20 protein-coding genes are annotated in these 19105 nt (G+C 47.4%); 13 read left to right on the top strand and 7 right to left on the bottom strand.

Annotation, left to right across the window (positions count from 1 at the left end):
- Positions 1-102: 102 nt before the first annotated feature.
- The 7 genes from ABD031_RS14615 to atpG all read left to right on the top strand — a co-directional run bounded on the left by ABD031_RS14615 (position 103) and on the right by atpG (position 5504).
- Entirely contained in the window at positions 103-486 is a 384-nt protein-coding gene (locus ABD031_RS14615) for a hypothetical protein (RefSeq protein WP_343852753.1), read from the top strand.
- A gap of 19 nt (positions 487-505) precedes the next feature.
- On the top strand, positions 506-1534 hold the full coding sequence (atpB, locus tag ABD031_RS14610) for a F0F1 ATP synthase subunit A (RefSeq protein ID WP_343852751.1): 1029 nt from the start codon (positions 506-508) through the stop codon (positions 1532-1534).
- A 38-nt stretch (positions 1535-1572) separates the two neighbouring features.
- Entirely contained in the window at positions 1573-1830 is a 258-nt protein-coding gene (atpE, locus tag ABD031_RS14605) for an ATP synthase F0 subunit C (protein ID WP_343852749.1), read from the top strand.
- Positions 1831-1912: 82 nt separating this feature from the next.
- On the top strand, positions 1913-2407 hold the full coding sequence (locus tag ABD031_RS14600) for a F0F1 ATP synthase subunit B (RefSeq protein ID WP_343852747.1): 495 nt from the start codon (positions 1913-1915) through the stop codon (positions 2405-2407).
- Positions 2408-2413: 6 nt separating this feature from the next.
- Positions 2414-2977 (top strand): ATP synthase F1 subunit delta, encoded by a 564-nt coding sequence (gene atpH, locus ABD031_RS14595; protein WP_343852745.1) that lies wholly within the window; start codon positions 2414-2416, stop codon positions 2975-2977.
- A 21-nt stretch (positions 2978-2998) separates the two neighbouring features.
- Positions 2999-4576, top strand: coding sequence for a F0F1 ATP synthase subunit alpha (gene atpA, locus ABD031_RS14590; RefSeq protein WP_343852742.1), 1578 nt, complete (start codon positions 2999-3001; stop codon positions 4574-4576).
- A gap of 55 nt (positions 4577-4631) precedes the next feature.
- Entirely contained in the window at positions 4632-5504 is an 873-nt protein-coding gene (gene atpG / locus ABD031_RS14585; protein WP_343852823.1) for an ATP synthase F1 subunit gamma, read from the top strand.
- A gap of 721 nt (positions 5505-6225) precedes the next feature.
- Here atpG and ABD031_RS14580 read toward each other — a convergent pair.
- Entirely contained in the window at positions 6226-6861 is a 636-nt protein-coding gene (locus ABD031_RS14580; protein ID WP_343852740.1) for a GDSL-type esterase/lipase family protein, read from the bottom strand.
- A gap of 142 nt (positions 6862-7003) precedes the next feature.
- On the opposite strand from ABD031_RS14580, the gene ABD031_RS14575 reads away from it, so the two are divergent.
- Positions 7004-7834, top strand: coding sequence for a UbiA prenyltransferase family protein (locus ABD031_RS14575; protein WP_343852738.1), 831 nt, complete (start codon positions 7004-7006; stop codon positions 7832-7834).
- Positions 7835-8002: 168 nt separating this feature from the next.
- Here ABD031_RS14575 and ABD031_RS14570 read toward each other — a convergent pair whose 3' ends face one another.
- Positions 8003-9361, bottom strand: a complete 1359-nt coding sequence (locus ABD031_RS14570) for an acyl-CoA dehydrogenase family protein (RefSeq protein ID WP_343852736.1) — start codon at positions 9359-9361, stop codon at positions 8003-8005.
- Positions 9362-9553: 192 nt separating this feature from the next.
- On the opposite strand from ABD031_RS14570, the gene ABD031_RS14565 reads away from it, so the two are divergent.
- Positions 9554-10162, top strand: a complete 609-nt coding sequence (locus ABD031_RS14565) for a class I SAM-dependent methyltransferase (protein ID WP_343852734.1) — start codon at positions 9554-9556, stop codon at positions 10160-10162.
- On the opposite strand, the gene ABD031_RS14560 is transcribed toward ABD031_RS14565, so the two are convergent.
- The 4 genes from ABD031_RS14560 to ABD031_RS14545 form a co-directional block, all read right to left on the bottom strand.
- Positions 10151-11029 carry a helix-turn-helix domain-containing protein gene (locus tag ABD031_RS14560; RefSeq protein WP_343852732.1) on the bottom strand — a complete coding sequence of 293 codons (879 nt, stop codon included), beginning with the start codon at positions 11027-11029 and terminating at the stop codon, positions 10151-10153. The two genes, ABD031_RS14565 and ABD031_RS14560, sit on opposite strands and share 12 nt — an antisense overlap.
- Before the next feature lie 51 nt (positions 11030-11080).
- On the bottom strand, positions 11081-11359 hold the full coding sequence (locus ABD031_RS14555) for a DUF983 domain-containing protein (RefSeq protein ID WP_343852730.1): 279 nt from the start codon (positions 11357-11359) through the stop codon (positions 11081-11083).
- A 204-nt stretch (positions 11360-11563) separates the two neighbouring features.
- Positions 11564-12841 carry a neutral/alkaline non-lysosomal ceramidase N-terminal domain-containing protein gene (locus tag ABD031_RS14550; protein ID WP_343852728.1) on the bottom strand — a complete coding sequence of 426 codons (1278 nt, stop codon included), beginning with the start codon at positions 12839-12841 and terminating at the stop codon, positions 11564-11566.
- A 179-nt stretch (positions 12842-13020) separates the two neighbouring features.
- The gene (locus ABD031_RS14545; RefSeq protein ID WP_343852726.1) at positions 13021-14184 is read right to left on the bottom strand and encodes an AIR synthase related protein; all 1164 of its coding nucleotides are present in this window, start codon (positions 14182-14184) and stop codon (positions 13021-13023) included.
- A gap of 172 nt (positions 14185-14356) precedes the next feature.
- Here ABD031_RS14545 and ABD031_RS14540 point away from each other — a divergent pair, with 172 nt between their 5' ends.
- Positions 14357-14563, top strand: coding sequence for a type II toxin-antitoxin system VapB family antitoxin (locus ABD031_RS14540; protein ID WP_343852724.1), 207 nt, complete (start codon positions 14357-14359; stop codon positions 14561-14563).
- A 109-nt stretch (positions 14564-14672) separates the two neighbouring features.
- On the opposite strand, the gene ABD031_RS14535 is transcribed toward ABD031_RS14540, so the two are convergent.
- Positions 14673-16007: a M24 family metallopeptidase gene (locus ABD031_RS14535; protein ID WP_343852722.1), complete on the bottom strand. Its 1335-nt coding sequence runs from the start codon at positions 16005-16007 to the stop codon at positions 14673-14675.
- A gap of 175 nt (positions 16008-16182) precedes the next feature.
- Between ABD031_RS14535 and bshA the strand changes: the two genes are divergently transcribed.
- The 3 genes from bshA to ABD031_RS14520 all read left to right on the top strand — a co-directional run bounded on the left by bshA (position 16183) and on the right by ABD031_RS14520 (position 19005).
- On the top strand, positions 16183-17319 hold the full coding sequence (gene bshA, locus ABD031_RS14530; protein ID WP_343852720.1) for an N-acetyl-alpha-D-glucosaminyl L-malate synthase BshA: 1137 nt from the start codon (positions 16183-16185) through the stop codon (positions 17317-17319).
- A 120-nt stretch (positions 17320-17439) separates the two neighbouring features.
- A complete protein-coding gene (locus ABD031_RS14525; protein WP_343852718.1) occupies positions 17440-18066 on the top strand; it encodes a sterol desaturase family protein in 627 nt (208 codons plus the stop codon).
- Positions 18067-18183: 117 nt separating this feature from the next.
- Entirely contained in the window at positions 18184-19005 is an 822-nt protein-coding gene (locus ABD031_RS14520; RefSeq protein WP_343852716.1) for a Rossmann-fold NAD(P)-binding domain-containing protein, read from the top strand.
- The last annotated feature ends 100 nt before the right edge of the window (positions 19006-19105 follow it).

Here is a 19105-nt window from a genome sequence, read left to right as displayed (position 1 = left end):
TTCTCGTTTTCGGCTAGGCTTGAAGCCTTTGACAATTGTCAGGCGAAGCGTTTATACCGGGCAGATTGAAAAATTGACGTATTTTTGGGCAAAAATCCGAAGATGACCCTACCTAAAAACAGCCACCTCCGCCTTCTCTTTGCCACAGCAGCCCTGGTAGTTTTGATCGTGATTCTTCAGTTTGTTTTGCCCGTGATTATTCATCCCAAAATTTGGGAGATCATAGGTTTTATGGTGGTTTTGTCGTTTTTGATCAGCCTACTGAACAGCTTTTTGCTGAAAAACTTTGCAGATAGTTTCTTTCAAATCATGGTTTTGGCAATGATTCTGCGATTTATTGCATCTTTGACATTCATTGGAATCGAAGTTTGGCCTCAAATGGAAAATATTATTCTGTTTATTGCGGATTTCTTCGTAGTTTTTTTGTTCTATTTGGTTTTTGATATCTACACCTTTCTGGCTAACTTGCGGCCGATTTCGAAGTAGCCCCTCAAAAAAAGAGTTGATGACGCGTAAACTACTAGCCCTAAGTCTTTTATTTTCAGCATTTTTGCTGGGTTTCTCCAGCGCTGCTTTTGCATCTGAATCAGAAGAAGATAAGACAAGTTTCATCATGCATCACGTGGTTGATTCCCACGAATGGCACTTTGTCACGCTTGGACATACCCACGTAACCCTTCCCCTTCCTGTCATTGCTTATTCAGGAGATCGTGGTTTGGAGTTTTTTATGTCTACCGACTTCCAAGATCATGAAACCCACGCCTTCGGCAAAGAGTTCGCTCACGAAGGATATTTTATTGATGACCATGACCACTTGGGTCGTGTGGATGGCGGAAGCTTCACCGAGTTTTCGATCACCAAAAACGTGGTAATGATGTTTATCGTCATCTTCTTCGTGGCTTATGTGTCGCTTTCGGCCGCAGCCCACTATAAGAAGAACGGTCCTGTCGCTCCAAAAGGCGCCGCTGCGATCATTGAGCCGATTGTGATCTTCGTCCGTGACGAGATCGCTCACAAGTCTATCGGTCCCAAATACAAGAAGTACGTTCCCTATCTGATTACACTGTTCCTTTTTATCTGGTTTGGCAACCTATTGGGGCTATTGCCTGGTGCGGCAAACATTACCGGAAACATTGCGGTGACTTTGACTTTGGCGGTTTTGACATTCATCATCACCAATGTCAGCGGAAACAAGGATTACTGGAAGCACGTGTTTGCGACTCCGGGAGTTCCGATTCCGATGTTGTTGATTATCGTACCAGTTGAGATCATCGGTTTGTTTACCAAGCCTTTTGCCTTGATGGTTCGACTTTTTGTCGCAATCACAGCAGGTCACATCGTAATCTTGGGTTTCATAGCTTTGGCGTTCATCTTTGAGTCGATCTCCATCGGTATCGTGAGTACGATCATGGTGACCTTTATCAATATCATCGAATTGCTCGTAGCCACGATCCAAGCGTATGTATTTACGCTGTTTACAGCGATGTATATCGGCGGTGCAGTGGCCGAACACGCGCATGACGATCATCACTAATTAAGAATTTCTTTGTTCAATTTATAAATCATACACTTATGTTAATGTCTATCTTGTTGACTGCTGGTTACGCTCTAATGGGAGCTGGTATCGGTGCAGGTATTGTTGCGATTGGCGCAGGCCTAGGTATCGGTCGTATCGGTGGTCAGGCAATGGATGCCATTGCTCGCCAGCCAGAGGCAGCCGGTAAGATCCAAGGTGCAATGTTGATCATTGCGGCTTTGATCGAGGTTGTTTCCTTGTTTGCAGCAGTTATCTGTTTGTTGATCGCGCTTAATATCGCGGGCATCGCTTAAACAAATTGAGAAGGGATTGGCGCTAGGCCTTTCCCTTTTCATTATTTTCTATTGAACAATCTGAAATAAATCTCCTCTATCCATGGATTTAATAACCCCAGGTTCCGGTCTAATTTTCTGGCAGCTGTTTGGCTTCCTAGGTTTACTTTTTCTTCTCATCAAATTCGCTTGGAAGCCAATGCTTGCAGCTTTGGAAGAACGGGAAACCAGCATCGAGAATTCCCTTAAGTCTGCCGAGCAAGCAAGAATCGAAATGGCAAACCTGAAAGCTGACAACGAAAAGTTACTTCAGGAGACCCGTCTGGAGCGTGATGTTATCTTGAAGAAAGCTCAAGAAGCTTCTGTTAAGATGATCGAAGATGCCAAAGACGAAGCTTCGAAAGTTGCCGCTCAGCAAATTGCCAATGCAAAAGCCGTGATCGAAACCGAAAAGAAAGCTGCGCTGACCGAAGTGAAAAACCAGGTAGCAATGCTGACACTGGAAGTCACCGAGAAATTGCTGAGGAAAACTTTGTCAGACGAAAAGAGCCAAAAGGAACTGGTGGAGCAATTTGTAAAAGATATCAAGCTTAATTAAGCCCTCATGTCAAACCAAAGAGTAGCATACGCTTATGCCAAATCTCTGATGGAACTTGCCATCGAACGAGGTGAATTGGAAGCAGTGTATCAGGATTTTCTCCACTTGGCCAACTTGGCCCGGTCCAACAGAGATCTGGAGCTGGCGATGAGAAGCCCGATCATCAGTTCTGAAAAGAAGCTTGCGATCCTCAAAGCGCTTTTTGAAAAGAGAGGTGCGACGAAGTCCACGCTTTCTTTTTTTGAGATCATCAGCAGAAAAGGAAGAGAAGAAGTATTGGCTGATATCGCTAGAGAATTTCAAGTCCAATACCAGCTTCACAATTCCATCCAAGTAGCAGAGGTGACGACTACCTTTCCGCTGGATGATACCCTTCGGGCAGAATTTACCAAGATTATCTTGGAGATCTCCGGGATGAAGGAAGTAAAGCTGACCGAAAAAGTCAACCCGGATCTGATCGGAGGTTTTGTCCTCAGAGTCAATGACCGACAGCTCGACGAATCGTTGAGCAGTAAATTGAGAGAATTGAAAAATGAGTTTTCTCACAACCACTACGAAAGTAAAATCTAAAAAGCATTAATAGACGATAACATGGCAGAAGTAAGACCTGATGAAGTTTCGGCAATCCTGAGAGAACAACTCGCGGGTGTCAGAACAGCAGCCGAACTTGAAGAAGTAGGTACAGTCCTCCAAGTTGGGGATGGTGTAGCTCGAATCTACGGACTTTCCAAAGCTCAGGCGGGCGAATTGCTTGAATTCGACAACGGTCTGAAAGCAATGGTTCTGAACCTTGAAGAAGACAACGTAGGTGCTGTACTCTTCGGTGATTCCAAAGGAGTCAAAGAAGGTGATACTGTAAAACGTACGAAGAGAATTGCCTCTCTTAAAGTAGGTGAAGGCATGCTCGGCCGCGTAGTGGATACCTTGGGGATCCCAATCGACGGCAAAGGGCCGATCACTGGCGAATTGTACGAGATGCCATTGGAGCGTAAAGCTCCAGGTGTAATCTACCGTCAGCCAGTAACTGAGCCGCTTCAGACCGGTATCAAGTCTATCGATGCGATGATTCCTATCGGACGTGGACAAAGAGAACTCGTCATCGGTGACCGTCAGACAGGTAAGACTGCCGTGGTTATTGATGCGATCTTGAACCAAAAAGAATTTTACGACAAGGGTGAGCCTGTATTCTGTATCTACGTTGCGATCGGTCAGAAAGCATCGACTGTTGCTGGCGTGGTAGCAGCGTTGGAAAAAGGCGGTGCACTTCCTTATACTGTGGTCGTAGCAGCACCTGCTTCTGATCCAGCTCCAATGCAATTCTTTGCACCGTTTACAGGTGCATCGATCGGTGAATTTTTCAGAGACACCGGTCGTCCAGCTTTGGTGGTTTATGATGACCTTTCCAAGCAAGCAGTTGCATACCGTGAAGTATCCTTGCTTCTCAGAAGACCTCCGGGACGTGAAGCCTATCCAGGTGATGTATTCTACCTTCACTCCAGATTATTGGAGAGAGCTGCGAAGATCAACAAGTCTGATAAGATCGCACAGGAAATGAACGATTTGCCAGATTCGATCAAGCATTTGGTAAAAGGTGGCGGTTCTTTGACTGCACTTCCGATCATCGAAACTCAAGCGGGGGACGTCTCTGCCTACATCCCGACTAACGTGATCTCAATCACTGACGGTCAGATCTTTTTGGAGACCAACTTGTTCAACTCCGGTATCCGTCCTGCGATCAACGTAGGTATCTCCGTATCCCGAGTAGGTGGTAATGCGCAGATCAAATCAATGAAGAAGATTGCCGGTACCCTGAAATTGGATCAGGCAGCTTTCCGTGAATTGGAAGCCTTCTCTAAGTTTGGTTCTGACCTTGATGCGACTACCAAGCGCACCATCGAAAGGGGTCGCCGAAACCAGGAGATCCTGAAGCAAGCGCAGTATTCTCCGGTGTCAGTAGCACATCAGGTAGCGATCATCTATGCCTCTACTAAAGGCTTGATGGATTCAGTTCCTGTTGAAAAAGCGAGAGCATTCGAGAAGGAATACTACACCTTGCTGGACTCTACCTATCCGGAAGCACTTACCTTGATACTCAAGGGAGACGTGGACGGCGCAGGAAAGATCCTTGCTACCGCAGCAGCCGAATTGGCACCGAAATACGCTAAATAATTGAAAATCCCCGGTGAGGGTGACCTCACCGGATTTCTATAAGTACAACTCACTGATGGCTAACCTTAAGGAAGTAAAGCAAAGGATCAACTCGGTAATCTCTACACAGCAGATCACCAAGGCCATGAAAATGGTATCCGCCGCCAAGCTGAGAAGAGCTCAGGACAGAATCATCCAGATGCGTCCTTTCTCTCAGAAGTTGACCGCTATTCTGAACAATGTGTCTGCCGCCTCTGAAGGCGCAACGGATCTTGTTTATGCTGAAAAGCGGGAAGTGAAAAAGGTACTTTTGGTGCCGGTCACTTCAGACAAAGGTCTTTGCGGAGCTTTCAACACCAACGTGATCAAGGCTACCAACCTTGCGATCAGAACACAGTTTGCCGGAGCTGAGGTGACGATCTTGCCAGTAGGCAAGAAGGCTTTCGAGTATTATAAAAAGTCGAAGTTTACCGTCGTAGGTCAGTATTCGACCTTATTTCATGACTTGTCTTTTGAAAATATCCGAGCCGCAGCCAACTACGCCATGGATGCATTTGTGGACGGAGAGTTTGATCAGGTCATTTTGGTCTTCAACGAGTTCAAAAACGTTGCTACGCAAATCATCCGTACCGAGCAGTTCTTGCCGATGGCTTCTGCCGAAACTGAAGAAACAACTGCAACAGAAACCGATTACATCCTGGAGCCCTCTCGTGAGTTTATCATTGAGGAGTTGGTGCCAAAGGCACTCAGAACCCAGTTTTTTAAGGCAATCTTGGAGAGCAATGCTTCCGAGCACGGGGCTCGAATGACAGCCATGGATAAGGCAACCGAAAATGCCGGTGACTTGCTGAAGGAATTGAAACTGATGTACAACAGATCCCGTCAAGCGGCTATCACCAATGAGATCCTGGAGATCGTCGCAGGTGCAGAAGCACTCGGAGGAAAGTAATCACAATAGATCCCAACCTGGAACCACAGCTCGCAAGAGTTGTGGTTTTTTTGTGGTATTTGCGTGTAGCGTTCAACCCCCTCAGGGTTGGGGAAGGGTTTTGTTTTCCATTTTTCTATGGGTTGCACCCATGGCTATTCAAGGTTTGACCCTTTCAGGGTCGTATTTCAGGATCGCATTTGAAGGTGGGATTCATGACCACGAAGTGGTCGAACCTTGAATAGCCCCGTATGAAATGCGGGGATAAGAAAGGCGAGGGATGAAGAGCAACCCTGAAAGGGTTGAACTACTGGAATAGCAGCTTTGAAATTGATGAAAATTTATTTTCCGAGTTAAAACACCCGCTGTATCCACCTCTCGAAAAACCCATCATACACCTTGTAATAGATCGCTCCACTGCTGTCATATTCCTTGTAGATGAGTTCTTTTTCGAGAAAAAGTGCTTTTGTAATCAAGTAACTCTATCGTGACATTTTATAAAAAGTAATTTACAAAAAGTAAATTACTAAAAGTGAATTGATCAGTTTACGGTTCATTGGACAAAAAAAGACCTGGCAAGTTCGAAGCCTGCCAGGTCTTTTATTTTCGAAGACGAATTGAAAATCCTATCATAACCCTTCCAGATTGCAAATCGGGAAGAACCGGGAGAGTCCGAAAAATCTGAGGTGGGGCCATAGAGGTTCTTTGAACCCACCGTCGACCGTGGTCCGTCGTCTGTTGACTAGAGCCTAATCCTCCTCGCAATCACCTCAGCCATAATCGTCAACCCTTCGGGATTCGGGTGGACTCCGTCTGGCAGCAGTTCCGACTTGTCCTTTAGCGGCGTATAGAGGTCGATCACTTCGGCGCCGGACTTTTGGATGATTTCAAAGAGCATCAAGCGTTGCTCGTTATCCATGATCACGGGATTGATCCCGAAGTTTTCACGAGTGACAGGCACGGGAATGATCACATAGACTTTACCGTCTTTGGGCATCACCGCACGAAACTCCGCGATCATGTCCAAGTAGTCTTTCACAAAATCATCCTTGTGCGCCCAGTTTTGGGGTTTGGAGTCGTTGGTGCCCAACTTGATCAACAAAACGTCTGGCTGGAAATCCTTTGCTTCCTGAAACTGCGGCTCATTCCAGATCGGATGATCCCCTTTTCTCAGGAGCGTACGGCCGCTGACGCCAAAGTTTTTTACTTCATAGGATGGGCCCAAAAGCGCTCCGACCTGAAGCGGATAGCTGCCGGGATTGTCACGGCCTGGGCCTTGGGTGATGCTGTTGCCGACAAAGGCGACCTTGATTGGCATCTGAGCCAAAGCAAGGAAAGACACAAAAAGTGCTGCAAAAAAGAGTGTAAGTTTTTTCATGGGAATTGGTTTTGTCCCCAGATGAAAGTCTGAAGGAAAGTCAACTGGTTTATGGGTTTGATTTTTCCCCAAAATATAAAAAGTTGCTCAGAAACTGACCTCGTTCAGTGAACAGTCCCTTTTCGCGCGTTAATTTTAGGCAATGACTCCCCTCAAGCACTTTGCTCAATACATTTCCTGGCTATCAATCGACGTGGCAATTGGAGCAATGGCTGGGATGCTGTTTTTTGAAGAACTGTTGGGAGCAAGTTTGCACTGGCCGGCCTACGTGCTGTTGGGGATGGCGGTGTGGAGTATCTACACCATAGACCACTTGTTGGACGTCAGAAATAAGGAATTGCCGCTATCACCTCGAAGGGCATTTCACCAATCCAATTGGAAGCCGCTGACTCTTGTATTGAGTATGACAATTTTGATTGGGATGATCGGAGCTTTTTGGTGGTTCGGCTGGGGTAAGGAGCTTCAGCTGACGTTGGTACTGACAGGATTGATTTGCGGTAGCAATTTGCTGATCCGAAAAATAGGGCCAGGCTGGATGAAGGAACTTTCCATCGCTGTCTTTTATGTCGTCGGGATCGTCTGGCTTCCCCTACTCCGCTCGGCGGGGTTGGACTTGGTTTGGCAGTCGGTGATCTTTTTGCCGATGTATATGGGTATCGCCTTTTTAAATCTGCTGATGCTATCTTTTCTGGATCAGGACGAGGATCGGACAGTCGGTTTTTTCTCAGCTGCATTGACCTTATCCCCTATTTTGCTGATTCAGTTGATTCGAAGGTTGGCATTTGGGCTGATCTTCATTTCCCTCGCGGGATTTATTCTACTTTCTTCCTTTTACCGCCCTTTTGCCTGCATCATACTACTGATGGCACTGATTCATTACCTGACTTTTTTTCAGAAAGGCCTCAACACGGAACGAAAGCGCATGCAGATGGAGGTGAGTTTTTTGTTGCCTTTGCTGCTTTATTTTCTTTGAAAGTGGGATTTTACCGCAGGCGCAAGGCACGTTAAGGTTTCGCAGTTGTCCTGCTTCTCCAGAAGCTGGACTTAGCTTTTCCAGTTTAACCGAAGTGGAAAGTGGTCTGTGGGACACAGCCCACGGTAGACAAATCTCTGAGTATTTGCGGCTAATTTTCCTCGTAGATCACACAAACGCACTATGTCCGGTGATCGCCCGACCTACGATCAGGGAATTGATCTCCTTCGTCCCTTCATAGCTGTACACTGCCTCCGCATCCGCCACAAATCTGGCGATATCGTGCCGCAACAAAATCCCATTGCCGCCAAACAATTCCCGGGCGTGATCCACGATCGAGCGCATCCGAAGCGTACAAAAAACCTTGGCAAGCGACGCGTGCTCGTCCAGCAGTTCGTCGGCATCCTGCATCTGCGATAGCCGAAAAACCATCGTCTGCATTGCAGTCAGATCTCCAAGCATCGTGACCAAAAGATCCTGCACCAGCTGGAAAGAAGCAATCGGGCGGCCAAATTGCTTGCGTTCGTTCGTATAGGCAAGCGCCAATTCGTAAGCACCCCGGGCACAACCGACCGCCTGCCAAGCCACTCCGGCTCGGGTCATGCGAAGGACTTTGGAAGTGTCTCGGAAGGAATTCGCCTCCTGCAATCTATCGGATTCCGGAACCTCACAATTGGTCAGGGTAATCAGTGCATTTTGGACGGTTCTCAGCGCCATCTTGTCTTCGAGTTTTTCGGCCAAAAACCCTGGATTACCTTTTCGCACGACAAATCCCTTCACCTGCTGATCTTCCAGATCTCTGGCCCAGATTACCGTCATGTCGGAGAAGGTAGCGTTTCCAATCCATTTTTTTTGGCCGTTCAGCACCCACGTATCACCCTCACGCTTGCAAGTTGTGGTCAATCCTCCCGCCACGCCCGACCCCACTTCCGGTTCGGTCAAGCCGAATGCACCGATTTTTTCCAGTTTTTGCATCGCGGGAAGCCATTCCTGTTTTTGCTCCTCAGAGCCGCATAGATAGACAGAGCCCATCGCCAAACCACTTTGCACCCCGAAAAAAGTCGAGATGGAGGTGTCCACCCGTGCCATCTCCATGGCGATGAAGCCCTCGAGCAAGGCCGAATGTCCCGGACATCCATAACCCTCGTAGGTCAATCCAGCGATGTTGAGCTCGGCCATCTTGGGGATGATTTGCATGGGGAATTCCCCTCGGTTCCAATAGTCATTTGCAATCGGCTTGATTTCACGCTCCATAAAATCCCGGACTTTGAGCTGGATCTCCCGTTCCTCGGGATTGAGTGTTTTCCCCAATTCATAAAAATCCCCATTCACAGCCGGAATCACCTTCGGTTTGCTACCACCCTTGAGCATGCCCATCATCTTGCTGAGATCCTCCTCGCTCATCTTGGACACGAGGCCGACCATCTTTGGAAGATCGACTTTCTGCGAAAGCTTGGAGATCTGGTCCACATCCACGGATCGAAGCAACTGGCGGATTCCGGATATTTTTTTGAGAAGATTTTTCATAAAAATTGGTTTTTTGGGAGAATTGAGACACTGGGCAAGAGATTTAAGACATGATTCTCAATTTATATAAATCGTCAGCAATAGACTAAATTGGAGAATTCATCTCTTTAAACCAGATACTTCCTTGTCATCGACCATTCTTGTCTTTCACTTCTGGGTTATGATCGATGCCAAATTATCTTATTGTAACTGATGTCTGATGCCTATGGTTTTCTTGCTCCAATATACCAACCCCTTTCCAGGTTGGTTTTTGGTAAAGATCTGATTGAAGCAAACCAAGTTTTTTCAGCATTAGCCTACGGCAAAAACATCCTCATCCTAGGCGGTGGAGATGGCATGGCTTACCGGGATTGGGACGGGAATTTTTTCGGTGAATATTGGGACACTTCGTCGAAAATGGCTGATTTAGCGAGGAGGAATCTGGGAAAAAGCGAGATCAAAGTAAACTTGGGCGGATGGCCGGGCACTGGAAAATTCGACGCTGTCTTTCTCCCTTTTGTTTTGGACTCCTTGCCCGACGAAGATATCCAGATTATTCTTTCTGCAATCAGTAATGCCCTCAAGCCGGGCGGAAAGGTTGTTCTTTCGGATTTCTTTCCACCCAAGACTTTTCTCCAAAGCTCAATTCAAAAACTGATGATCTCTGGGTTTCGCACCTTTGCGAAGCATCCCCGAACAGATTTACCTGATTTCGACCGATTTTTTAGCTCGGGAGATTGGAGGCTGTTGGATGAAAAAACCTGGCGAAAAGGCTGGATACGAACTAGGGTATATGGGCGGATGGAGGATTCAGCGCACTGATCTACGAAACTGCTCCGGCGTGGCGCCGATTTTTTTTCGGAAAAGCCGGGTAAAATAGGACGGGTCGTCAAACCCAAGTTGAGCCGCAATTTCTGCAACTGTCCCGTCGGAATACGTCAGCAGTCGCTGCGATTCCAGGATCACCCGGTCGAGCAAGATTTCGGAGATAGTTTTTCCGACCGAGGTTTTGCTCAGTCGGTTGAGCTGCTTCAAGCTCATATTGAGTTGGTCTGCGTAAAAGGAAGCATGGCGGTTGGTGCCAAAATGAGCTTCAACTACCGCTTCCAGCAGCTTAAATCGATCTTCGGAGGCCAGAGCGATATCTTCTAAGCTATGAGCAGCCTTATAGATTCTTCCGAGCTTAACCAACAGAATCTCGGTATAGCTTCGGAGCATTTCCTTTTTTGCCCAGCCCGCATTCTGGGTTTCCTGTTCTATTTCGGAAAAATAAATATCCAAGCCGCGACTTTGCTCAGGTTGCAAACTCAAGTAGCAAGGATAGTTTGAAGAAGCAAAAAACGGAAAGCTGCCGAGGTTTTTGGCAGGGAATCCAAAACTGTAAAACTCCGTACCGAAGAAAAGTATGTGCCCCTCAGAATCTCCCGAAAGCTGCCAGGAATGAACCTGTCCGGGTTGGAGGAAAAAGACTGTACCGGGAGTGACTTCGTATTCTTTGAAGTCAATGGAGTGCGTTCCCGAACCCGCCGTCACAAGCAATACGATGTAAAAATCGTGCTTGTGAGGTTTCTGGATAAACTTGTGCTTTTGCAGATGGCGGCCAAATCTGGAATAGTAAAACGTCGCCGAGTCGAATCGCTCAGGTTCAAAATCCGGAATTTGGTAGATGGGAAGACTTTCCTTGGCCATGGTCGAAAGTGGCCAATTCTGGAAAAGATTGCAACAGGCAATACAATGAATTTAGGGGAGATTTTGTGCTGCTGCTTTTTGGAAAGGAACAAAGACGGCAATCCAAATCGAACGGCTCAGACGGAAAGTAAGTGGCAAAAAGACAAGCACGGAAATGCCTAATAAAACGAGTAAGGTGGTCAAGCTGTAGTCTTCGACAAGTAGTGCAAGTACCGCCCAAACAGCAATAAAAAACGCAGTATTAACCCCATAGCTGACGAACATTGCGCCGAAATAAAATCCAGGTTCGGGATCAAAGCTTTGTCCGCAGGTCGCGCAATGGGTATTCATTTGGTGAAACTTCATCGGATGAATGAGGGTGCCTGCCGGAAACATACGGCCTCTACGGCATCTGGGACATTTGCAGGTCAGGACACTGGACAGGAGGGAAGGATTGCTTGCCATTAGCTTGTACTTTGTGCAAAAGTAAGCATGCGACCTCTTGCTTCTTAGGACTCAAGTTGCTTTTAGCAGGACAAAACTGACTTCATTTCGTCAGTTTGCCTTTTCGATCGTTCGCTTGATCAAGTTGTCGAAATAGGCGCCATTGCCGGGACCGTACCAATTCATCTCACGCACCTCATGGAAATGCTCGTCATAGAGCTCGTCCGGGGTGATGTAGCCGATGTAGCCGCCATTGAACGTGGTTACGATCAATTGCAGGTTGTTTTGTCTGGCAAGCTTATCCCAAGCTTCGTAGAACACTCCTGAGAGTTCACCACTGGAAGTGATCATCAACAAATTCCCGATTTGGGTGATGTCGAGATGTGGATTGGTGTCGCCCAATAGATAGTTGAAAAGCCAGGGGCGGATCCGCAGGTTGTCGGAGATCCGCAAATGCGGTGTGCGCAGTTTCATGTCTAACCTAGAATAGACGATTCTTGGATTTTCCAGCGTGTCTGCCTGATCGGTTTCCAGCCAAATGGCAGAGTCCAAGCTGGCGGAATATTCTTGGATTTTCTCCGGGGTGTTACCGGGAGCAAGTGGGCGGTGACTACCGACTGTGCCTGCGGCAAAGAGCGAAAAATCATAGTCTCTTACTTCCAAAGCTAGGTTGAGATACTTGGGATAATCGCCGGATAGACCCATGAATTTGGAACTTAGCGTGGTGGCATGTGCGGAATAGGTGTAGAAAGTTGCCTTTTTTTCATCCTTTTTTGTGAAGATCAACTGTCGGACAAAAGGGTCAATCGGCCCATCCTTGATAAAACGGTTGGCGACAAGTTGGCCAGCATTCACTTTGCGATAGCTCAAGGAAACCGTGTCCTGAGAAGAGATTGCAGCTTGAAGTGCGGCGACGCTTTTGTCTACGAGCAGGTCTACAATCCCTTGGTCAAATCCCCCAAAGGCCATTTCACCCAGCGGTCCGGGCATGTATCCACCCATGCCGGAGTGGGTATGAGTCGCCGTGAAAATCAATTGATCGATGGTGATTCCGGCAGATTTAACCCCATCCTCCACTGCTCGTGCCAGCTCGGGATGAACGATGAGAAGCTCAAAATTGAGCCAGGCAATCCGCGTCTTTCCATTGCTCAGCGCGATCGCTTTGACATAGCTACTGTCCTGGACAAACTCGTAAGGGCCGCGAGGCGCATATCCCACCAACTCAGCAGGTTGGTCAGGGGTGACGTTTTCTTTTCCCCAGCCTGCCAGCCAATAGTCTCCCTCAGAACCTTTCCAAGGGGTGTTTTCCAGACGATCAAAGGTCTCGCGATAAAAGTCCTGTGACTCGATTGGACTTCGGTCTACCTTGGTAAGGAGTATGAGCGCCATGAGTATTAAAACAAGAAAAGCCCCCAAGGTAACCTGGAGGGCTTTTTTCAAGCTTTTGGATAAAAATGACCGGCTAGCTTTTTCCATTAAATTTTTCCAATGAGGAGATGTCTAAATCAATATGCCAAGCTTTCGACTCAGCGCCAATATCAAATCTCAGACTTCAAATCTCGAATCGATCAGTATTCAAAGGTCCCGTGCGGGCTCTTAATTGTCACTTTTTTGCCTTCATACGGTTCGACTCGCCCAATGATCTGAGCTTCGACGCCATAGGATTCGGCGATGTCAATCACCTCTTCGGCATGACGCTCATCGAGGTAGATCTCCATGCGGTGCCCCATGTTGAATACCTTGTACATTTCTTTCCAGTCTGTGCCGCTTTCTTCCTGAATAATGCGAAACAAAGGTGGGGTGTCGAATAGATTGTCCTTGATCACATGGACGTTGTTTACAAAATGAAGGACCTTGGTCTGTGCTCCACCGCTGCAGTGTACCAAGCCATGGACGTGAGGACGCATGTAGTTGAGTACGTCGACCATGATCGGCGCGTAGGTTCGGGTGGGAGAAAGCACGAGCTTGCCCATGTCCACCGAAGTGCCGGGAGCAGCGTCAGTCAGGTTGTATTTACCGCTGTAAACCAAGCTTTCCGGCACAGCCGGGTCAAAACTTTCAGGGTATTTTGTTTTCAGGACTTTGTTGAAAACATCGTGCCTTGCTGAAGTGAGGCCGTTGCTTCCCATTCCGCCGTTGTAGGCCGTTTCATAGTTGGCTTGGCCAAAAGAAGAAAGTCCGACAATGACGTCGCCTCCCTGAATCTTGTCATTGGAAATGACTTCGTCGCGGCGCATGCGGCAGGTTACCGTGCTGTCGACGATGATCGTCCGTACCAAATCCCCAACATCGGCAGTCTCTCCGCCCGTCAGGACGACATTGACGCCGTTGTCACGGAGCATCTGAAGTACCTCCTCAGTGCCTTGGATGATCGCGGAGATCACTTCACCGGGTACCAGGTTTTTGTTTCTCCCGATCGTGGAGGAAACAAGGATATTGTTGATCGCACCTACGCAGAGCAGGTCGTCGGTATTCATGATGATAGCGTCCTGAGCGATACCTTTCCAGACACTCAGATCACCGGTCTCTTTCCAATAGAGGTAGGCCAAAGATGACTTGGTGCCAGCACCGTCCGCGTGCATGATGTTGCAAAAGTCCGGGTCATTGCCCAAGGTGTCTTCTACGATCTTGCAAAATGCCTGAGGGAAAAGGCCTTTGTCCAGCTTGGAAATGGCGTTGTGGACGTCTTCTTTGGATGCGGAAACTCCGCGCTGCATGTAGCGCTCGTTCATGGCGGGGGTAAGATTTGGTTGGGGCAAAGGTAACCATTTGGAAAATCGAAAGATTGGAAAATCGGAAAATTACTGCTCGGGCAGGGGTATTTTCCAAACTTGCTCAGAGGGAAGCGCTGGAAGAGGAAAACCTTTTCAAAACCAAAAGTGAAATTTTGTCAAAAACATACACATGAAAACCAACATTGATATCGACGAAGAGCTGATCCAAGAAGCGATGAAGCTGACGGGGATCACGACCAAGAAAGCGGCTTTGGAATCCGCCCTACAGCAGATGGTATCCCTGAAAAAGCAAGAGCGGTTAAGGGAGTTAAAAGGAAAACTAAAATGGGAAGGGAATTTGGACGAATTGAGAGAAGGCCGTGATTTTGGTAGATAGCTCGGTTTGGATTGATTACTTTAACTGGCTTGAGACAATCCAAAACAACTAATAGAAATCAAAGAAAGGCCAGTTTCCCGGCGCTTTCCTGTTGGTTATTTGACCCGATTTATTTCTTCCCAACCAAGATCAAGTCCTCTTGGGGGGTGATTAGGTAGTTAGCACCGTTTTCAGTCACAACCGCCATCTCCTCGACCGAGATAGTTTTCTCGGTCCCATCGTCCTGCTTCCAGCAGTGGAATCCGTCAAAGGCGAAAACCATCCCCTCCTTCAATAGCTTTTGGGCAGCCGGTCTGGGAATGGCAATCCTGGCGCCGCCGAGGTTTGGCCCCACATCATGCGCCACATAACCGACAGGATGCCCGGTACTCCAAGGTACGTATAAGGAGCCCGCGGCGTCCATGAGATCCCGCTGGGCGCGATCTACATCCTCTCCTTTTACGCCGGGTTTCATGGCGGCGAGCGCCGCTCTGCTTCCTGCTTTTCCGTTTTCCCAGTATTGCTGAATGTCAGCAGGGGCGGCTGTTTCACCGTCTTTCAGCACATACGCAAATCGCTGGATGTCGCTCACCCAGATGCCGTATAGTTTCACTCCGAAGTCTGTCTGAATCACATCTCCGGGTTGAATGACCTTGTCCGTGGCGTGGGAATGTCCTCGATCGGGACCTGAGTTGACATTGGGATTTTGGTCGGGGTGCCAAGCGTCGGTGACTCCGCATTCGGCCATCTTGGCTTTGAGAAATTTGGCAACATCGGCATCAGTGGTCTTTCCCGGCTCGATCATCGCGTAAGCTTCTACTTGAAAATCGGCAGCCAATTGCGCTGCCTTGGTCAATATCTCGACTTCATCGGGCAGCTTGATCGAGAGCCACTGATAAACTAGTTCGTCGGAGGAGACCAACTTAGAGGCGTCTTTTCCAAGCAATTTCGACAGTTCAGCGTATTGGCTGTGCGTCAAGCCATCTGCCATTTCATTGCTGTCCGACGTATTAATCGCGACGGATTTAAATCCCTTTTGCCGGATAAAATCCACCGCATGGGCTACTGCAGATTCACCTCTGGGCACGCGCACCACTTTTTCATGAATGTCTAAATCATCCAAAGCCGTGGCCTCACCTTCCGGCGAGAAAACGAGGGAATGAAATCCGCTTTCATCCGAATAGAACAAAAAAGCCGCTGTTCCGCTCGCATTTTCTCCACCGACATGCGGCGCGAGCGGGTCGTTATAGTTTTCCCGACAGATCACAAGCCAGCTGTCCACGTTGGCATTTTTGAGAGCCTTCGGCAAAAGTTCATTGATCCTCTTTTTGCGGATTTCCGGCCAGGGATTTTCTCCCCAAAGATTTTCTGTGTTGATTTCTCCCTTTTTAGAGTCAGTGTTTTCAGCAGGCTGACAAGCGATCAACATCACCAAAAATCCATAAATCAAGTAGTAGGTTCTCATAAGGCTTTTTAAAGTCGGGATAAAAATACGCTGAATTCGGACTTCTAAAAATCACTTTTATATGAACTCATGTGACTGAAAATCAAGCAGAGGAGGAAAAAAATATATATTTTGAACAAAATTGCATCAGTAGCGTGTTAAAAAACAAATCCAAAAAAGCCCCGAAAGGCCCCCAATGAAAATAGGAATCGTTTGTTACCCCACCTTTGGTGGAAGCGGAGTGGTAGCCACGGAGTTAGGTAAAGGCCTGGCAAAAGTCGGTCACGAGGTACATTTCATCACTTACAAACAGCCGATGAGGCTGGATTTTTTCAGCGAAAATCTCTTTTATCATGAGGTAGATATCAAGAGCTACCCGCTGTTTGAGTTTGCTCCCTACGAGCTCGCTCTAGCCAGCAAGATGGTCAGCGTGGTCAAGTATGAACGCCTGGATTTACTCCATGTACATTATGCGATTCCGCACGCATCTTCGGCCTATATGGCTAAGCAGATTCTCAGGACGGAAGGAATTCATATCCCGATCGTTACGACTCTACACGGTACCGATATTACATTGGTGGGCAAAGACCCCAGCTATGAGCCTGTGGTGACGTTTTCCATCAATGAATCTGATGGGGTCACGGCTGTGTCGGCGGATTTGAGAAAAGAAACCTACGCGTATTTTGACATCAAACGGGAAATTGACGTGATCCCCAACTTCATCGATCTGGATCGATTCAAGAAGCAGCGCAAGGAGCATTTCAAAAAGGCAATTTGTCCAAATGATGAAAAGCTACTCGTTCATACTTCCAACTTCCGAAAAGTAAAACGGGTGGAGGATGTGATTCAGGTATTTTTTGAGGTGAGAAAGACCATGCCTGCAAAACTATTGCTGGTAGGAGATGGTCCAGAGCGTGACCGAATGGAACGACTTTGCCGAACGCTGGGTGTCTGTGACGACGTACGCTTCCTGGGGAAACTCGATGCCGTAGAGGAAGTGCTGTCCGTGGCGGATTTGTTTCTGATGCCTTCGGAAAAAGAGAGCTTTGGCTTGGCTGCTTTGGAAGCCATGGCTTGCGAAGTGCCGGTTTTGTCCTCTAATGCAGGAGGAATTCCCGAGCTAAATGTGGATGGGGTGACAGGCTTTGTGTGTGAAATCGGCAATGTGGCAGATTTGACAGAGAAAGCGAAGATAATTCTGGCGGATGAAAACCTCCAGGGATTCAAAGATCGGGCGCTTGCCAGGGCAAAAGAATTTGATATCGCCCAAATCCTACCGATGTACGAAGCTTATTACAAGAAAACGATAGACACGGTCATGAGTGGAGTTTGATAATTATTGATGTAAATCACTTTCCGCCTATTCCCTCAAAACTCAAAATATCGTACATTTGCACTAAGTGTAGCAGATGAAAGATTCTTGTCATCTGCTTTCTTAACCTACTATTTAGCTATGAAAAAGATTGGAAGATTGGACAAGCCCGATAATTTCGGAACGGCCAAGATGTTTTCTAATCCTCTTTTGGAGAAGATTTCCAGAACACACATTTTGGTGCCGATAACCATGTTTTTTATCATCTCTTCGGTGTCGTTTTACTATGCCACCACCGCTACCGAGATTGGATTAGCGGTTGGAGGACTGGTGTTGATTTTAGGGGTGTTCGCTTTCACTTTCGTGGAATACATGATGCACAAGCATTTTTTTCACATGGCGCCGGATACTCCTATCAAGGACAAGTTGCAGTACACTGTCCATGGCGTTCACCACGATTATCCAAAAGACAAAGACAGATTGGCGATGCCACCGTTTGTGAGTGCGGCGTATGCGGCGATTTTCTATTTGGTGTTCCGCCTGCTCATGGGGGATTATGCGCTGTATTTCCTTCCTGGATTCTTGATTGGATATGCAGGGTATTTGGGAGTGCACTATATTGTCCATGCCTACAACCCCCCAAAAAACTTCTTCAAAATCCTTTGGGTAAACCACGCGATTCATCACTACAAAGATCCGGACGTTTCCTTCGGAGTAAGTTCACCTCTTTGGGATTTCCTCTTTGGCACGCTGCCAAAGAAAGACTAACGATAGCTTTATAGGTGATACAATCCCTCAAAGAGTTTAATGCTCTTTGAGGGATTTTTTATAGATTTTACCTCATTAATCAGTTTCTAGATGCCCTTCCAGCAAATCAAAATTTAAATGAAAACTGTTTCCATTATCGGTTTGGGTTGGATTGGGACACCGACTGCTCACTTGCTGAAAGATCGATTTAAAGTAAAAGGCTCCACGACAACTTCGGAAAAGCAGGCGAGACTTTTGTCTGAAGGAATTAATGCCATCCGTTTTTCTCTAAATCCGCATCCAGAGGGAGTTGGATTCAATGAGCTGTTCCAATCCGAAATAGTGATCGTCAACATCCCTCCCCGAAGCCGAAGCGGAGAAAGTGCTTTTCACCTGGAGCAGATAAAATACCTGAAAAGTCTCCTGGACAATTCCCCTGTCAAGAAGGTCATCTTCGTGTCCAGCACGGGAGTCTATCCCAATGAAAACAGCGATCACAACTATGCCGAGGACTTTCCGATCACCTTGGAAAACGTCGGTCACGAGACGATTTTCAGAGCGGAGCAAATCATGGAGAAAGACAAAAATTACGACCTGACGATTGTTCGGTTTGGAGGGCTTTTGGGCGATGACCGGATTCCCCTGCGGTATTTTACCGGAAAGGAAAACGTCGCCGGGCATACGCGCGTCAACTTTATCCATCGCAGCGACGCAGCCAAGATGTTGACTTGGATTGTAGAAAAAGAGCTTTGGAATGAGACTTTTAACGGAGTTGCTCCCTCCCATCCACTTCGTCGTGATTTGTACGCAAGGATTTCCCAAGATTTGAATATCGCTCCGCCTGCCAGCTACCAAAATGAGCCTGAAGGGAACGACCGCTTGATCTCATCTGAAAAAATCAGGGCAACGGGATTTGAATTTGGGTTTCCTGAACCTTTGGACTTCACCTATTTGGATTAGCCATTTCGGGAAATGTTCACCGCAGAGATTCTGTGTTTAAGATCAAGAAGAAATAAGGATTTTCTTAAATTTCGTTAGTCAAGTCGGCATCAGCCAGACT

This window comes from Algoriphagus jejuensis (assembly GCF_039523455.1).
Taxonomy (GTDB): domain Bacteria; phylum Bacteroidota; class Bacteroidia; order Cytophagales; family Cyclobacteriaceae; genus Algoriphagus; species Algoriphagus jejuensis.
This window is presented reverse-complemented; position numbering and strand designations above follow the sequence as displayed.

Bases quoted from the DNA above. Each gene is read 5' to 3' on its own strand.
- ABD031_RS14615 (WP_343852753.1), top strand. From the start codon at position 103: ATGACCCTACCTAAAAACAGCCACCTCCGCCTTCTCTTTGCCACAGCA.
- atpB (WP_343852751.1), top strand. From the start codon at position 506: ATGACGCGTAAACTACTAGCCCTAAGTCTTTTATTTTCAGCATTTTTG.
- atpE (WP_343852749.1), top strand. From the start codon at position 1,573: ATGTTAATGTCTATCTTGTTGACTGCTGGTTACGCTCTAATGGGAGCT.
- ABD031_RS14600 (WP_343852747.1), top strand. From the start codon at position 1,913: ATGGATTTAATAACCCCAGGTTCCGGTCTAATTTTCTGGCAGCTGTTT.
- atpH (WP_343852745.1), top strand. From the start codon at position 2,414: ATGTCAAACCAAAGAGTAGCATACGCTTATGCCAAATCTCTGATGGAA.
- atpA (WP_343852742.1), top strand. From the start codon at position 2,999: ATGGCAGAAGTAAGACCTGATGAAGTTTCGGCAATCCTGAGAGAACAA.
- atpG (WP_343852823.1), top strand. From the start codon at position 4,632: ATGGCTAACCTTAAGGAAGTAAAGCAAAGGATCAACTCGGTAATCTCT.
- ABD031_RS14580 (WP_343852740.1), bottom strand. From the start codon at position 6,861: ATGAAAAAACTTACACTCTTTTTTGCAGCACTTTTTGTGTCTTTCCTT.
- ABD031_RS14575 (WP_343852738.1), top strand. From the start codon at position 7,004: ATGACTCCCCTCAAGCACTTTGCTCAATACATTTCCTGGCTATCAATC.
- ABD031_RS14570 (WP_343852736.1), bottom strand. From the start codon at position 9,361: ATGAAAAATCTTCTCAAAAAAATATCCGGAATCCGCCAGTTGCTTCGA.
- ABD031_RS14565 (WP_343852734.1), top strand. From the start codon at position 9,554: ATGTCTGATGCCTATGGTTTTCTTGCTCCAATATACCAACCCCTTTCC.
- ABD031_RS14560 (WP_343852732.1), bottom strand. From the start codon at position 11,029: ATGGCCAAGGAAAGTCTTCCCATCTACCAAATTCCGGATTTTGAACCT.
- ABD031_RS14555 (WP_343852730.1), bottom strand. From the start codon at position 11,359: ATGAATACCCATTGCGCGACCTGCGGACAAAGCTTTGATCCCGAACCT.
- ABD031_RS14550 (WP_343852728.1), bottom strand. From the start codon at position 12,841: ATGGCGCTCATACTCCTTACCAAGGTAGACCGAAGTCCAATCGAGTCA.
- ABD031_RS14545 (WP_343852726.1), bottom strand. From the start codon at position 14,184: ATGAACGAGCGCTACATGCAGCGCGGAGTTTCCGCATCCAAAGAAGAC.
- ABD031_RS14540 (WP_343852724.1), top strand. From the start codon at position 14,357: ATGAAAACCAACATTGATATCGACGAAGAGCTGATCCAAGAAGCGATG.
- ABD031_RS14535 (WP_343852722.1), bottom strand. From the start codon at position 16,007: ATGAGAACCTACTACTTGATTTATGGATTTTTGGTGATGTTGATCGCT.
- bshA (WP_343852720.1), top strand. From the start codon at position 16,183: ATGAAAATAGGAATCGTTTGTTACCCCACCTTTGGTGGAAGCGGAGTG.
- ABD031_RS14525 (WP_343852718.1), top strand. From the start codon at position 17,440: ATGAAAAAGATTGGAAGATTGGACAAGCCCGATAATTTCGGAACGGCC.
- ABD031_RS14520 (WP_343852716.1), top strand. From the start codon at position 18,184: ATGAAAACTGTTTCCATTATCGGTTTGGGTTGGATTGGGACACCGACT.